Source organism: Pseudomonas sp. 67(2021), assembly GCF_017491835.1.
Lineage (GTDB): Bacteria > Pseudomonadota > Gammaproteobacteria > Pseudomonadales > Pseudomonadaceae > Aquipseudomonas > Aquipseudomonas atacamensis.
The window spans coordinates 341463-354898 of the sequence record NZ_JAFGYL010000002.1; the positions used below are offsets into that span (position 1 = coordinate 341463).

General features: G+C 57.5%; 13 protein-coding genes and 1 tRNA gene. 2 read left to right on the forward strand and 12 right to left on the reverse strand.

Features of this window, described 5'->3' with window-relative positions:
* Nucleotides 1-8: 8 nt before the first annotated feature.
* Nucleotides 9-1037 carry an RNA 3'-terminal phosphate cyclase gene (gene rtcA / locus J5M66_RS05195; protein ID WP_207807342.1) on the reverse strand — a complete coding sequence of 343 codons (1029 nt, stop codon included), beginning with the start codon at nt 1035-1037 and terminating at the stop codon, nt 9-11.
* Nucleotides 1038-1198: 161 nt separating this feature from the next.
* Entirely contained in the window at nt 1199-2425 is a 1227-nt protein-coding gene (locus J5M66_RS05200; RefSeq protein ID WP_123443196.1) for an RtcB family protein, read from the reverse strand.
* A 195-nt stretch (nt 2426-2620) separates the two neighbouring features.
* Here J5M66_RS05200 and rtcR point away from each other — a divergent pair, with 195 nt between their 5' ends.
* Nucleotides 2621-4225: an RNA repair transcriptional activator RtcR gene (gene rtcR / locus J5M66_RS05205; protein ID WP_207807462.1), complete on the forward strand. Its 1605-nt coding sequence runs from the start codon at nt 2621-2623 to the stop codon at nt 4223-4225.
* A 417-nt stretch (nt 4226-4642) separates the two neighbouring features.
* Here the strand turns inward: rtcR and J5M66_RS05210 are convergent, their stop codons facing one another.
* The 10 genes from J5M66_RS05210 to thrS form a co-directional block, all read right to left on the reverse strand.
* Entirely contained in the window at nt 4643-4858 is a 216-nt protein-coding gene (locus J5M66_RS05210; RefSeq protein ID WP_073474334.1) for a hypothetical protein, read from the reverse strand.
* A 209-nt stretch (nt 4859-5067) separates the two neighbouring features.
* A tRNA-Pro gene (locus tag J5M66_RS05215) sits at nt 5068-5144 on the reverse strand.
* 89 nt (nt 5145-5233) lie between these two features.
* Entirely contained in the window at nt 5234-5590 is a 357-nt protein-coding gene (locus J5M66_RS05220) for a MerR family transcriptional regulator (RefSeq protein WP_003179985.1), read from the reverse strand.
* Nucleotides 5571-5873, reverse strand: a complete 303-nt coding sequence (ihfA, locus tag J5M66_RS05225; RefSeq protein ID WP_002553164.1) for an integration host factor subunit alpha — start codon at nt 5871-5873, stop codon at nt 5571-5573. The genes J5M66_RS05220 and ihfA overlap by 20 nt, the downstream gene beginning before the upstream one ends.
* Before the next feature lie 3 nt (nt 5874-5876).
* A complete protein-coding gene (gene pheT, locus J5M66_RS05230; protein WP_207807343.1) occupies nt 5877-8255 on the reverse strand; it encodes a phenylalanine--tRNA ligase subunit beta in 2379 nt (792 codons plus the stop codon).
* Nucleotides 8256-8281: 26 nt separating this feature from the next.
* Nucleotides 8282-9298 (reverse strand): phenylalanine--tRNA ligase subunit alpha, encoded by a 1017-nt coding sequence (gene pheS / locus J5M66_RS05235; RefSeq protein ID WP_003226365.1) that lies wholly within the window; start codon nt 9296-9298, stop codon nt 8282-8284.
* Nucleotides 9299-9407: 109 nt separating this feature from the next.
* On the reverse strand, nt 9408-9764 hold the full coding sequence (gene rplT, locus J5M66_RS05240; RefSeq protein WP_002553161.1) for a 50S ribosomal protein L20: 357 nt from the start codon (nt 9762-9764) through the stop codon (nt 9408-9410).
* A gap of 27 nt (nt 9765-9791) precedes the next feature.
* Nucleotides 9792-9986 carry a 50S ribosomal protein L35 gene (rpmI, locus tag J5M66_RS05245; protein WP_002553160.1) on the reverse strand — a complete coding sequence of 65 codons (195 nt, stop codon included), beginning with the start codon at nt 9984-9986 and terminating at the stop codon, nt 9792-9794.
* A 60-nt stretch (nt 9987-10046) separates the two neighbouring features.
* Nucleotides 10047-10598: a translation initiation factor IF-3 gene (gene infC / locus J5M66_RS05250; protein WP_169432615.1), complete on the reverse strand. Its 552-nt coding sequence runs from the start codon at nt 10596-10598 to the stop codon at nt 10047-10049.
* The gene (gene thrS / locus J5M66_RS05255; RefSeq protein ID WP_024012407.1) at nt 10598-12520 is read right to left on the reverse strand and encodes a threonine--tRNA ligase; all 1923 of its coding nucleotides are present in this window, start codon (nt 12518-12520) and stop codon (nt 10598-10600) included. Before thrS ends, infC begins: the two co-directional genes overlap by 1 nt.
* Nucleotides 12521-12890: 370 nt before the next feature.
* Between thrS and J5M66_RS05260 the strand changes: the two genes are divergently transcribed.
* Nucleotides 12891-13193, forward strand: coding sequence for a hypothetical protein (locus J5M66_RS05260; RefSeq protein WP_016774048.1), 303 nt, complete (start codon nt 12891-12893; stop codon nt 13191-13193).
* The last annotated feature ends 243 nt before the right edge of the window (nt 13194-13436 follow it).

Here is a 13436-nt window from a genome sequence, read left to right on the forward strand (position 1 = left end):
GGTCGCTACTAATGAGTTTGTGAAACTGCTATCCGCAAGCGATCACCGCCCCCCTCCTGGCAATCGATACGGACGGGCAAAAACAGCTGGATGACTTCAATGTTGCTGCGCAAATGATCAGTCATGCGCGGCGTGGTGAACGATCCACCGCCGGCCAGCGCCATCGGCAACAGCAACTGATCGGCCAAGTGCTCAGCGACCGCAGCATCACTGCGCAGCCAGTCAGCAGCCTGATTGATCGCGGCATCCGCTACTTTCTCAGCGCGTAACGACACTTGGCCAAATGCGCTGAACACTTCAGTGACGTGTTCGAAAACGTACTCCAGCAATAACACATTGCCCGGGCCGCGCGCCGGATCAAGCGTCACCGCTTGCAGCGCCTCCGCAAGCCAGTTCAACCGCTTGGCCACTTGGCTCAGTTCTCGCTGAGCGACGGTAGGCGCAAGTCCGGCAGTCAGCGCCAGAGCCTGCCGTGAAATCGCCTCGCCGCGCTCACACACATCCAGTCGCGTCAGGCGCGACGGCTGCACCGTCACGGCAATCTCGCCACCGCCAGCCGGTACGAAACCATGACGCAGCAACTCCAGCTCGACATTGCCGCCCATGCGCCGCAGCAGCGGTAGCCAACTGCGCGAGAGGAAATCCGTCGGCGGTGCCAGCGGATTGTGGGTGCCACCGGAGATCGTCACTCGGCTGGCCTGCGGCGCCTGCAACAAGGCTGGCAACAGCGTCTGTAGCACCAGCGTGCAACTGCCCGCCGTGCCAATAGCGAACTGAAAGTTGCCTCCGCGAATCTCGCCCGGTTCGAAGCTCAGGGCTTGCGACCCCAGATGCGCACCAGATATCTCTGCACCACAAACCTCGGCCGCCGCCATCACGGCTGTCAGATGCTGACGCAGCAATCCCGGACGACTGCGTCTGGCGCGGATCTGTTTAATGCGAAACGCCCGGCCTGTCACCATCGACAGGCTCAGCGCACTGCGCAACACCTGGCCACCACCAATGGCGCCGTCCAGTTCAATTACATCCTTTTTCATTGCAATTCCTTACGCGTACAGCCTGACGGTGTTCCTGAGGTACCGTTTAGCCGTCGTGGGTCTTCCTGAGTTTTGACCAAAGTTCGTCATTCGCGCTTCAGCTCAGCCGTGATGAACCGGCGTATTGAACGATGACGTGCTCTCGCCAGCGCCGCAGTTCCTTATCCTTTGACGCACACCACCTGACGCAGGGTGTGCAGCACTTCCACCAGCTCACGCTGGGCGTGCATGACTTTGTCGATGTCCTTGTAGGCCATCGGAATTTCGTCAATCACCGCTTCGTCCTTGCGGCATTCCACGTGGGCCGTGGCGCGAATCTGATCGGCGACGGTGAAGGTATTCTTGGCCTTCGTGCGGCTCATGGTGCGCCCAGCGCCATGGCTGCAGGAACTGAATGACTCTTCATTGCCCAGACCGCGAACGATGAAGCTCTTGGCGCCCATCGAGCCTGGAATAATCCCCAGCTCGCCCTTCTTCGCTGACACGGCGCCTTTGCGGGTAATCAGCACGTCTTCACCGTAATGCCGTTCCTTCTGCACGTAGTTGTGATGGCAATTGACCGCTTCGAGCGCGACCTCGAAAGGCTTGTGGATGATCTGCCGCGTGGCCTGAATCACTGCGCGCATCATCAGTTCACGGTTCTGTCTGGCGAAGTCCTGCGCCCAGCCAACCGCCTCCACGTAATCATCAAAATGCTGACTGCCCTCTTCGAAATAGGCCAGGTCACGGTCCGGCAGGTTGGCAATGTGCTGGCGCATATCGGCTTGGGCCATCTGGATGAACAGGTTGCCGATAGCGTTGCCGACGCCACGCGAACCACTGTGCAACATGAACCACACCCGGTTGGCTTCATCCAGGCACACTTCGACGAAGTGATTGCCACTGCCGAGCGTCCCCAAGTGCGCCCGGTTGTTGGTATTGGCCAGTTTCGGATACTTGTCGGTGATCAATTTGAAGCGCGGCTGCAACCCCGCCCAGGCCTGATCGGCTTGCTGCGGAACCTCGTCCCAGGCGCCTTTGTCTCGCCGCGAACGATTCGAACTGCGGCCGTGCGGCACCGCTTTTTCGATTGCAGTACGCAATCCATGCAGGTTGTCTGGCAGATCTGCGGCCGTCAGCGACGTACGCGCAGCGATCATGCCGCAACCGATGTCGACGCCCACCGCTGCGGGAATGATCGCGCCGACCGTTGGAATCACGCTGCCAATTGTCGAGCCCTTGCCCAAGTGCACATCGGGCATCACCGCCAGATGCTTGAAGATGAACGGCATTTTTGCCGTATTCATCAACTGTGCGCGGGCTTCGTTTTCAACCGGGACACCTTCGGTCCAGAGTTTGATGGGCTTGCCGTTGGCGACTTCGAGAAGCTGGTAGGTTCGGTCTTTCATATCTTGGTGTCCATGTTCGTTTCCGTCAGCATTGCAGACGCTGTGCCAGCTTTGGATGCGGCTATGGTTGTTTCTGCTATGCTTTTGATTTCAATAGCTTTTATCTTTGATACGACGTGTCTCGATAATCTATGGAAGACAATTCAGACCAGCAAAATTATCATTGCATATCGTCATTTATCTTATGAGATAAGCATGCCCAACAAACGCACGGTCGCCATCGGATTTATCGGAGCCACCCTCGATCGTGTCGGCAAAGGTGCCAGCCGGTGGAATTATTGGCGACCAAGCGTAGGTCTGTGCCAACAAACAGACCTCCCTATCCATCGGCTTGAATTGATTCACGGCCTCGACGCGCGCGACGTCAGCCTCGCCGAGCGCGTCCGAGCGGACATCCAGCAGATTTCTCCGAGCACCGAAGTGCGCCTGCATCCAATGTCGCTGCGCAACCCTTGGGATTTCGAGGAGGTGTACGGCGCCCTGCACGACTTCACCACTGCGTACAATTTTGACACCGAGCACGAGGATTACCTCGTCCACATCACCACCGGCACCCACGTCGCACAGATCTGCTGGTTCCTGCTCACCGAGGCGCGTTACCTGCCGGCCCGGCTGATCCAGACCTCCCCCGCCAAGCGCAAGAACGATAACGAACCCGCCTGCGGCACTCATGCGCTGATCGATCTCGATCTGTCGCGCTATGATCGGATTGCTTCACGCTTCGCCAGCAAACGTCTCGAAGGCCTGGAATTTCTCAAGTCCGGCATCGCCACGCGCAACCCGGCCTTCAACCGCTCCATTGAGCAGATCGAGCGCGTTGCGCTGCGCTCCAAAGCCCCCATGCTGCTGATCGGCCCGACCGGCGCCGGCAAATCCTTCCTGGCGCGGCGCATCTACGAACTCAAACGCAATCGCCATCAGATGCAGGGACGCTTTGTCGAAGTCAACTGCGCCACTTTGCGTGGCGACGGCGCGATGTCGGCCTTGTTCGGCCACGTCAAAGGCGCCTTCACCGGCGCGCAGAACGCTCGCGATGGCCTGCTGCGCGCCGCCGATGGTGGCATGTTGTTTCTCGATGAAATCGGTGAGCTCGGCGCAGACGAACAAGCGATGCTGTTAAAAGCAATCGAAGAGAAACGCTTCTTCCCGCTGGGCTCGGACAAGGAAGTCGAGAGTGATTTTTTGATCATTGCTGGCACCCACCGCGACCTGCGCAGCCGGGTCGCCGAAGGCGCGTTTCGCGAGGACCTGTACGCTCGGATCAATCTATGGACGTTCGACCTGCCCGGCCTCGCCGGGCGCCGCGAAGACATCGAGCCGAACATCGACTTCGAACTGGAACGCCATGCTCGAGAACAGGGTGAACGGGTGCGCTTCAATCTCGAAGCACGCCGACGCTACCTGGCCTTCGCCAGCTCACCTGCAGCAGCCTGGCTGGGCAACTTTCGCGAGCTGTCCGCATCGATTACGCGGATGGCGACTTTGGCCGACAGCGGGCGCATCGATGAAGCGCAGGTCGATGATGAGATCGAACGATTGCGATATGCGTGGGGCTTGGCGCATCCCTCTGCGCTATCGACTGAGTTGCCAGGAGATGGCGAGAGCATGGACTTGTTCGATCGCTTGCAATTGAAGGCTGTCATTGAGGTGTGCCAGCAGGCGGACAGCCTGTCGGATGCCGGCCGACGGTTATTCGGGGTTTCCCGGCAGGCCAAGGCGCAACCCAATGATGCCGATCGCTTGAGGAAGTATCTGGGGCGGTTCGGGCTTGAATGGGGTGAGGTAGTTGGCGCGAAGTAACGCTGTGTTCCTGCTTATGCGGCGCTAATGACTACTGTAGAAAAAATGAATTAGCCGCCTGATCTCTCGGTCAAGAATTATGAACGCAGTAAATCTGACGAGGTGACAGCAATGACTATCCAGGCAGAGACACTCGTACAACTGACCGAAGCGCTTCAAGAGCGAGGCATGAAAATGGTCTCAGACGTCCATTTCACCCGCGCACCCTATCGATACAACCATCGCTGGATCTGCATCGTAGAGTGAACATGCTTGTTGCCGGCGCCTGGATCGAAGCTTCCAGCCGCCGGCGCCGCTCGGCTTCGCCCACCCAAGCCCAAATAACCGTCTGCGCCCGGGGATGTTGATAGAGGGTTGGGCGGCAATAAAAACCCGGCGCGATGGCCGGGTCTCGTGAACTATTACAATTGATCGGGCTTACTTAGCGCCGCCATTATCTCGGCCCGTCTGGGCGTCCTGATCAGAGCCAGGATTGCCGGGTGGCGGATTCCAGTCCTCTGGTCGTTCGTCGGTGCCCTGCTTCGGCTCAGAATCAGCCTGCTCCAGGCCGGAATCATGACCCTCGCCAGTGTCAGGGTTTTGCTCACTTGGTCCCGGATATGGCGCTTCAGGGCCATTGTTGTCGTCGATCATCATTCTCTCCCGTCAGTGGCGCAGGGGCTGCGCTTAATAAGTGAGAGGAGATCGGCGCACAGAGAGTGCTATTTGCTCGACGAGCGGACATTCTGACCAACCCAAACACTTGGTAGTGCGAGTCGCAGGCGTGATCGAGCAGCCCCGCGCATCTCAAACACATGAAAAAGGCCAATGCTGTGAACATTGGCCTAAGTCATTGAAAAATATGGTCGGGACGGAGTGATTCGAACACTCGACCCCTAGCACCCCATGCTAGTGCGCTACCGGACTGCGCTACGCCCCGACTGATGTTGCATCTCGCTCTTCACCTCGAAGAGCGCTCAAGAATATATCGCAAGCGTTTGAAAACTGGAAGTATTCAAACGCCGCTTTTTATTTCTTGAGCACCACCAGGACATCTTCCAATTCGGCAATCATCTGCCGAATCATCTGTTTGTACTGGGTGGTATCGTCTTTGGCTTCGTCGCCGGACAGACGCAGACGTGCGCCGCCGATGGTGAAACCCTGATCGTAAAGGAGCGCGCGGATCTGCCGGATCATCAGCACGTCCTGGCGCTGATAATACCGGCGGTTCCCGCGGCGTTTGACGGGGTTGAGCTGAGGAAACTCCTGCTCCCAGTAGCGCAGCACGTGTGGCTTTACGGCACACAACTCGCTGACTTCACCAATGGTGAAGTAGCGTTTGCCCGGGATGACAGGTAGCTCGTCGTTATGACTTGGTTCCAGCATAAGCCTCAACTCGGGCCTTCAACTTCTGCCCTGGACGAAAGGTGACCACACGGCGAGCCGTGATCGGGATTTCTTCCCCCGTTTTCGGGTTGCGGCCAGGCCGCTGGCGTTTGTCCCGAAGGTCGAAATTGCCGAAACCGGACAATTTGACCTGCTCGTTGTCTTCAAGAGCATGCCTGATTTCCTCGAAAAACAGTTCTACCAATTCCTTGGCTTCCCGCTTGTTCAGGCCCAGCTCTTCATACAGACGTTCCGCCATCTCAGCTTTCGTCAAAGCCCCCATACGTCACTTCCTTAACGTGGCGTTCAACCTTTGTTCGAGCGAGGTGAGGATATTTTGCGTCGTCGAATTCACCTCATCGTCATTAAGAGTGCGCGATGGATGCTGCCAGGTCAAGCCAACTGCAAGGCTTTTTCTATCAGGATCAATACCTTTACCCTGATACACGTCAAACAGCCTGAGCTCTGTGAGCCATTCGCCTGCATTTTCACGGATTACGTCCAGTACAGCCGAGGCCGCGACGTCTTTGTGCGCGATCAGTGCAAGGTCACGACGCACTTCAGGAAAGCGCGACAACTCGTGGAATTTCGGCATTTTACCGAGCGCCACTTCAGCCAGAACCAGCTCGAAGACGAACACCGGACGATCCAGCCCCAAAGCTTTCGACAATTCTGGGTGGATCGCACCAATGAAGCCTACTTCGCGACCTTCACGCTCGATGCGCGCGGTCTGCCCCGGATGCAGCGCCGGGTGTTTGCCTGCAGCAAAGGTGAACGAATCCAAGGCACCAGCGAAACCCAGTACCGCTTCCACGTCAGCCTTGACGTCGAAGAAGTCAACGGTGTCGCGACCCTGCGCCCAGCCTTCCGGCAAGCGGCTACCGCAAACAACCCCGGACAGCATCGGCTCTTGCTTCAAGCCTTCAAGCTGACCAACGAAGCGCAGGCCGCTCTCGAACAGACGCACGCGATCCTGCTGACGATTGAGGTTGTGCTGCAGCGCTTTGACCAGACCTGGCCACAGAGACGAACGCATGGCCGCCATGTCATTGGAGATAGGGTTGGCCAGCAACAGCGGCTCGACACCTGGATTGAACAGTTCGAACTGACGCGGATCGATGAAGCTGTAAGTGATCGCTTCCTGATAACCACGAGCAACCAGCAGACGACGCAGCTCAGGCAGATCACTACGCGCTTCGGCCTTGGCTTGGGGTGCCAGACGCGCTTGCGGGTAGCGAACCGGCAGACGGTTGTAACCGTACAGACGAGCCAGCTCTTCGATCAGGTCGACTTCCAGACTGATATCAAAGCGGTGGCTTGGCACTTCAACGCGCCATTGTCCTTCAACGTCAGCGGTAATGCTCAGGCCCAAGGCACTGAGCAGACGCTCGACCTGTGCCGAATCCATCTCCATGCCGAGCATCTGAGTGATGCGCTGAGCGCGCAGAGTGATCGGTGCAATCGATGGCAGATGTTGCTCGCTGACGGTCTCGATGATCGGACCAGCTTCGCCACCAGTGATTTCCAGCAGCAGGCCAGTGGCGCGCTCCATGGCTTCACGGGCCAGTTGCCAGTCAACGCCACGCTCGTAGCGATGCGAAGCGTCGGTATGCAAGCCGTAAGAACGTGCCTTGCCGGCAACCGCAATCTGATCAAAGAACGCAGATTCGAGGAACACATCACGGGTGGTCGCGGAAACACCGCTGTGCTCGCCACCCATGACGCCGGCGATCGCCAGTGCACGAGTGTGGTCAGCGATGACCAGCGTATCGCTACGCAGGCTGACTTCCTGACCATCAAGCAGAACCAGCTTCTCGCCCTCTTCCGCCATGCGCACACGAATGCCGCCATTGATTTCGGCGAGATCAAAAGCGTGCAGCGGCTGACCCAGCTCGAGCATCACGTAGTTGGTGATGTCGACCGCAGCGTCGATGCTGCGCACGTCGGCGCGGCGCAGACGTTCAACCATCCACAGCGGCGTAGGCTTGGACAGGTCGACGTTACGGATGACCCGGCCCAGATAACGCGGGCAGGCCGCTGGGGCCAGCACCTCGACCGAACGGACTTCGTCGTGTACCGCTGCAACCGCAGCCACCACAGGACGGGTTACCGGCACGGCGTACAGCGCGCCGACTTCACGGGCCAGACCGGCCAGGGACAGGCAGTCACCACGGTTCGGGGTCAGGTCAACCTCGATGCTGGCGTCTTCCAGATCCAGATACACACGGAAATCTTCGCCCACCGGCGCATCGGCCGGCAGCTCCATCAGACCGTCGTTGCCCTCACCAACCTGCAATTCGGCTTGCGAGCACAGCATGCCGTTGGACTCGACGCCACGCAGCTTGGCCTTCTTGATCTTGAAGTCGCCCGGCAGCTCTGCGCCAATCATGGCGAACGGAATCTTCAGGCCCGGGCGCACGTTTGGCGCTCCGCACACGACCTGGAAGGTTTCCGCGCCATTGCTGACCTGGCACACGCGCAATTTGTCGGCGTCCGGATGCTGCTCGGTGCTCAGCACCTCGCCCACCACAACACCACTGAAGACACCGGCGGCCGGCGTAACGCTATCGACCTCAAGACCGGCCATCGACAGACGAGCAACCAGCTCATCGCGATCTACCTGCGGGCTAACCCAGCCACGCAGCCATTGTTCACTGAATTTCATCCTGCTCTCCTAAGAATTCGTTACGACTAGCGAAATTGCGCGAGGAACCGCAAGTCGTTGTCGAAGAACAGACGCAAGTCGTTCACGCCGTAACGGAGCATGGCCAGACGCTCGACGCCCATGCCGAAGGCAAAGCCGGAGAACTCTTCCGGGTCGATGCCGGACATGCGCAGCACGTTCGGGTGAACCATGCCGCAGCCCATCACTTCCAGCCAGCCAGTCTGCTTGCAGACACGGCAGCCTTTGCCGCTGCACATCACGCATTCCATGTCGACTTCGGCGGATGGCTCGGTGAACGGGAAGTACGAAGGACGGAAACGCACGGCCAGTTCTTTTTCGAAGAACACCCGCAGGAATTCTTCGATGGTGCCTTTGAGATCGGCAAAATTGATATCGCGATCAACCAGCAGGCCTTCGACCTGGTGGAACATCGGCGAATGGGTGATATCGGAGTCGCTGCGATAGACGCGGCCCGGGCAGACGATGCGGATCGGCGGCTGCTTGGATTCCATGGTGCGGACCTGTACCGGGGAGGTATGGGTGCGCAGCAACATGTTGGCATTGAAATAGAAGGTGTCATGCATCGACCGGGCCGGGTGATGGCCTGGGATGTTGAGCGCTTCAAAGTTGTGGTAGTCGTCTTCGACCTCAGGGCCTTCGGCGATGCCGTAGCCAATGCGGGTGAAGAACTGCTCGACGCGCTCCAGAGTCCGGGTGACCGGATGCAGACCGCCAGAGGTCTGGCCACGGCCCGGCAATGTCACGTCGATGGATTCGGCAGACAGCTTGGCAGCCAGCTCGGCTTCTTCAAACAATGCCATGCGCGCATTGAGAACGCCTGTAACACGTTCCTTGGCAACATTGATCAGCGCACCGACTTGCGGACGCTCCTCTGCCGGCAGATTCCCCAGGGTCTTCATCACCTGAGTCAATTCGCCCTTCTTGCCAAGGTATTGAACCCGGATTTGCTCCAGGGCATTGATATCTTCAGCGCTTTGCACAGCCTCTAGTGCTTGAGAGACCAGCGCATCCAGGTTTTCCATGTACAGACTCCAGATACAAAATAGGGGAAGAGCTTGAAGGCTCTTCCCCTATTTATGACGTTTAACACCTGACCCCACAGAGGTGAGACCGGGTGACTGTCGGGGGTACTTAAGCCAAGGTGGCTTTAGCTTTCTCGACAATCGCAGCAAACGCCGCTTTTTCGTTCACTGCCAGATCAGCCAGAACCTTGCGGTCGATCTCGATGGACGCTTTTTTCAGGCCAGCGATGAAACGGCTGTAGGACAGACCGTTAACACGAGCACCAGCGTTGATACGAGCGATCCACAGAGCGCGGAACTGACGTTTTTTCTGACGACGGTCACGGTAGGCGTATTGGCCTGCCTTGATTACCGCTTGCTTGGCAACACGGAATACGCGGGAGCGTGCGCCGTAGTAGCCTTTAGCAAGTTTCAGAATTTTTTTGTGACGCTTACGGGCAATGACGCCACGCTTTACACGAGCCATGAGTTACTTCCTCTATTCTTGACTAAATTAACGAAGGCGCAGCATGCGCTCGACTTTTGCCACGTCAGACGGATGCAGCAAGCTGCTACCGCGCAGTTGACGCTTACGCTTGGTCGACATTTTAGTCAGGATGTGGCTCTTGAAAGCGTGCTTGTGCTTGATGCCGTTAGCAGTTTTCAGAAACCGCTTGGCAGCACCACTTTTGGTTTTCATTTTTGGCATGTTCGGATACTCCGCATTCAGTTGATAAACATAATCAGAAGGCCTGCCGTGCCCTGTTGATTACTTCTTCTTTTTCGGGGCGATGACCATGATCAGCTGGCGTCCTTCCATCTTAGGATGCTGTTCGACCGAACCGTACTCGAGCAGGTCTTGTTCAACCCGCTTGAGGAGTTCCATCCCCAGCTCCTGGTGGGCCATCTCACGGCCGCGGAATCGCAAGGATACCTTGGCCCTGTCCCCGTCACTCAGGAAACGTACCAGGTTGCGCAGTTTTACCTGGTAATCCCCTTCCTCCGTCCCTGGACGAAACTTGATTTCTTTAACCTGAATCTGCTTCTGGTTTTTCTTCGCCGCGGCAATCTGCTTCTTCTTCTCGAAGATCGATTTGCCGTAGTCCATCACCCGGCAAACAGGCGGGACTGCATCGGCGGAGATTTCCACCAGATCAAGCTTTGCTTCTTCAGCGATACGAAGCGCTTCATCAATCGAGACGATGCCAATCTGCTCGCCATCAGCGCCAATTAACCGAACCTCGCGTGCCGAGATATTCTCGTTGATCGGGGCTTTCGGTGCAGCTCGTTTATCTTGTCTCATTTCACGCTTAATAATAATTACTCCGAATCTGGGCGACCACGCCGGGAAACCGCTTGCGCGAGAAACTCAGCGAACTGGGCGACGGGCATCGAGCCCAGGTCAGCACCTTCACGAGTACGCACAGCGACAGTCTGCATCTCGACTTCCTTATCTCCGATAACCAAAAGATAGGGAACCTTGAGCAAAGTATGCTCGCGGATTTTAAAGCCGATCTTTTCATTTCTCAAGTCGGACTTGGCACGAAATCCGCTTTCGTTGAGAGTTTTTTCAACCTCTGCAACAAAATCTGCCTGTTTATCAGTGATATTCATGATCACCGCCTGGGTTGGCGCGAGCCACGCAGGGAAGGCACCTTCGTAGTGCTCGATCAGAATCCCGACGAAACGCTCGAACGAACCGAGGATCGCGCGGTGCAACATCACTGGGTGTTTGCGGCTGTTGTCTTCGGAGACGTATTCAGCGCCCAAACGGACAGGCAGGTTAAAATCGAGCTGCAAGGTACCACACTGCCAGACGCGACCGAGACAATCTTTCAGCGAGAACTCGATCTTCGGCCCGTAGAAAGCACCCTCGCCTGGCTGCAGATCGTACGGCAGGCCAGCAGAATCAAGGGCTGCAGCCAATGCTGCTTCAGCGCGATCCCACAGCTCATCGGAGCCGACGCGTTTTTCCGGACGAGTGGACAGTTTCATCTCGACTTCGGTAAAGCCGAAATCGCGATAGACGTCCATGGTCAGCTTGATGAACGCAGCGGACTCGGCCTGCATCTGCTCTTCGGTGCAGAAGATGTGCGCGTCGTCCTGAGTGAACGCTCGCACACGCATGATGCCGTGCAACGCACCCGACGGCTCGTTACGGTGGCAGGCACCGAACTCGGCCAGACGCATCGGCAACTCGCGGTAGCTTTTCAGGCCCTGATTGAACACCTGCACGTGGCACGGGCAGTTCATCGGCTTGATGGCGTAGTCGCGGTTTTCCGACTGAGTGGTGAACATGTTGTCGGCATAGTTGGCCCAGTGCCCGGATTTTTCCCACAGGCTGCGGTCGACGACTTGAGGAGTCTTGATCTCAAGGTAGCCGTTGTCGCGCTGGATCTTGCGCATGTACTGCTCGAGAACCTGGTACAGAGTCCAGCCGTTCGGGTGCCAGAACACCATGCCCGGCGACTCTTCCTGAGTGTGGAACAGGCCCAGGCGCTTGCCGATCTTGCGGTGATCGCGCTTCTCGGCTTCTTCAATGCGCTGGATGTACGCCGCCAGCTGTTTCTTGTCCGCCCAAGCGGTGCCGTAGACGCGCTGCAATTGCTCGTTCTTGGCGTCGCCACGCCAGTAGGCGCCCGACAGCTTGGTCAGCTTGAAGGATTTCAGGAAACGCGTGTTAGGCACGTGCGGACCGCGGCACATGTCGACGTATTCTTCGTGATAGTACAGACCCATGGCCTGCTCGTTCGGCATGTCTTCGACCAGGCGCAGCTTGTAGTCTTCGCCACGGGCCTTGAACACTTCGATCACTTCGGCGCGCGGAGTGACTTTCTTGATGACGTCGTAATCCTTCTCGATCAGCTGCTGCATGCGCTGTTCGATGGCCGCCATGTCTTCCGGCGTGAAAGGACGCTCGTAGGCGATGTCGTAATAGAAGCCTTCGTCGATGACCGGGCCGATGACCATCTTCGCGGTCGGGTACAGCTGTTTGACCGCGTGGCCAACCAGGTGCGCGCAAGAGTGGCGAATGATCTCCAGCCCCTCTTCATCCTTAGGCGTAATGATTTGCAGGGTCGCGTCGCTGCTGATGATGTCGCTGGCGTCGACCAGTTGGCCATTGACCTTGCCGGCGAGCGTGGCCTTGGCCAGACCCGCACCAATGGATGCGGCGACCTCGGCTACGGAAACCGGGTGATCGAATGAACGTTGACTGCCGTCGGGAAGAGTAATAGTTGGCATGGCGCCTCCTCTCCTAGTGGTGACCCCTACCAAAGGTCACGTGGGTTGGGATGAGCCAGTACAAGATCCGATCCAGGCCATTCAATGACGAACGCCTGCCTTACAGCGGCAGGAGCCTTGCGGCCAACCGGAAAACCGAACCAGAGTGACTGGGATTCAAATCGGAAAAATTCGCACGCCGACCGCTTCGGGACTGAAGGTCATCCGAAGCCTGAGAACGCTTGAGCCCGGCATGCTAGCACAGATGAGCGGTCGCCTACGCCCTGATTTGGCAGAAGGCCAAATGTCCGTTTTTATGCCAGAGTGCTGAACTTGATAGGCCGTTGCGCCCTCAGATAACAAGACATTGACCCACAAGGAGCATCCTCGCATGCGTCTGAAAAGCTTATTCGCCGTCGTCGCCCCCGTCGTCCTGCTGCTGCCACTGAGCGCCCATGCCGACTGGCCGAAAGGCGAGCGCGAAAAGTACATGGCCCAGTGCACTCAGGCTGCGACCCAGCAAATCGGTGCTGCTGCGGCGAAATCCCACTGCGCTTGCGGAGCTGACGCCATCAAGTCCTATCCGGCCAGCGACATTCAGGCGCTGATGGACAACAAGGCGACTCCTGAATTGCAACAGAAAGCCCTTGGCCAGATCGCCAAATGCAAGGCAAATACCGCCCCGAAAAAATAAGAAAACCGGGTATTAATATCGGCTGAAAGGCGGAAAAAAGTGCTGGAAATGAGCCATTTCAGACGATTTATGCAGGTTTTACAGGTTTTTTTATCGTCTTTACGTTTCGCTGAAAGCCTTTCAAACCGGGGCTTTCAGCAGAAACGGGTGGTAAAGAAAACACGACTGATTGGCAAACAGCACGTCCGGGGGGCTCCCAAAGCGAACATTTCGACTATGATACCCGGGTGTGCCCAGTTGGCC

What these genes read in the sequence shown, in the direction of transcription:
- rtcR (WP_207807462.1), top strand. Translation starts at nt 2,621, where the DNA reads ATGCCCAACAAACGCACGGTCGCCATCGGATTTATCGGAGCCACCCTC.
- rpmI (WP_002553160.1), bottom strand. Translation starts at nt 9,986, where the DNA reads ATGCCAAAAATGAAAACCAAAAGTGGTGCTGCCAAGCGGTTTCTGAAA.
- rplT (WP_002553161.1), bottom strand. Translation starts at nt 9,764, where the DNA reads ATGGCTCGTGTAAAGCGTGGCGTCATTGCCCGTAAGCGTCACAAAAAA.
- thrS (WP_024012407.1), bottom strand. Translation starts at nt 12,520, where the DNA reads ATGCCAACTATTACTCTTCCCGACGGCAGTCAACGTTCATTCGATCAC.
- J5M66_RS05200 (WP_123443196.1), bottom strand. Translation starts at nt 2,425, where the DNA reads ATGAAAGACCGAACCTACCAGCTTCTCGAAGTCGCCAACGGCAAGCCC.
- ihfA (WP_002553164.1), bottom strand. Translation starts at nt 5,873, where the DNA reads ATGGGGGCTTTGACGAAAGCTGAGATGGCGGAACGTCTGTATGAAGAG.
- pheT (WP_207807343.1), bottom strand. Translation starts at nt 8,255, where the DNA reads ATGAAATTCAGTGAACAATGGCTGCGTGGCTGGGTTAGCCCGCAGGTA.
- pheS (WP_003226365.1), bottom strand. Translation starts at nt 9,298, where the DNA reads ATGGAAAACCTGGATGCGCTGGTCTCTCAAGCACTAGAGGCTGTGCAA.
- J5M66_RS05210 (WP_073474334.1), bottom strand. Translation starts at nt 4,858, where the DNA reads ATGATCGACGACAACAATGGCCCTGAAGCGCCATATCCGGGACCAAGT.
- J5M66_RS05260 (WP_016774048.1), top strand. Translation starts at nt 12,891, where the DNA reads ATGCGTCTGAAAAGCTTATTCGCCGTCGTCGCCCCCGTCGTCCTGCTG.
- rtcA (WP_207807342.1), bottom strand. Translation starts at nt 1,037, where the DNA reads ATGAAAAAGGATGTAATTGAACTGGACGGCGCCATTGGTGGTGGCCAG.
- J5M66_RS05220 (WP_003179985.1), bottom strand. Translation starts at nt 5,590, where the DNA reads ATGCTGGAACCAAGTCATAACGACGAGCTACCTGTCATCCCGGGCAAA.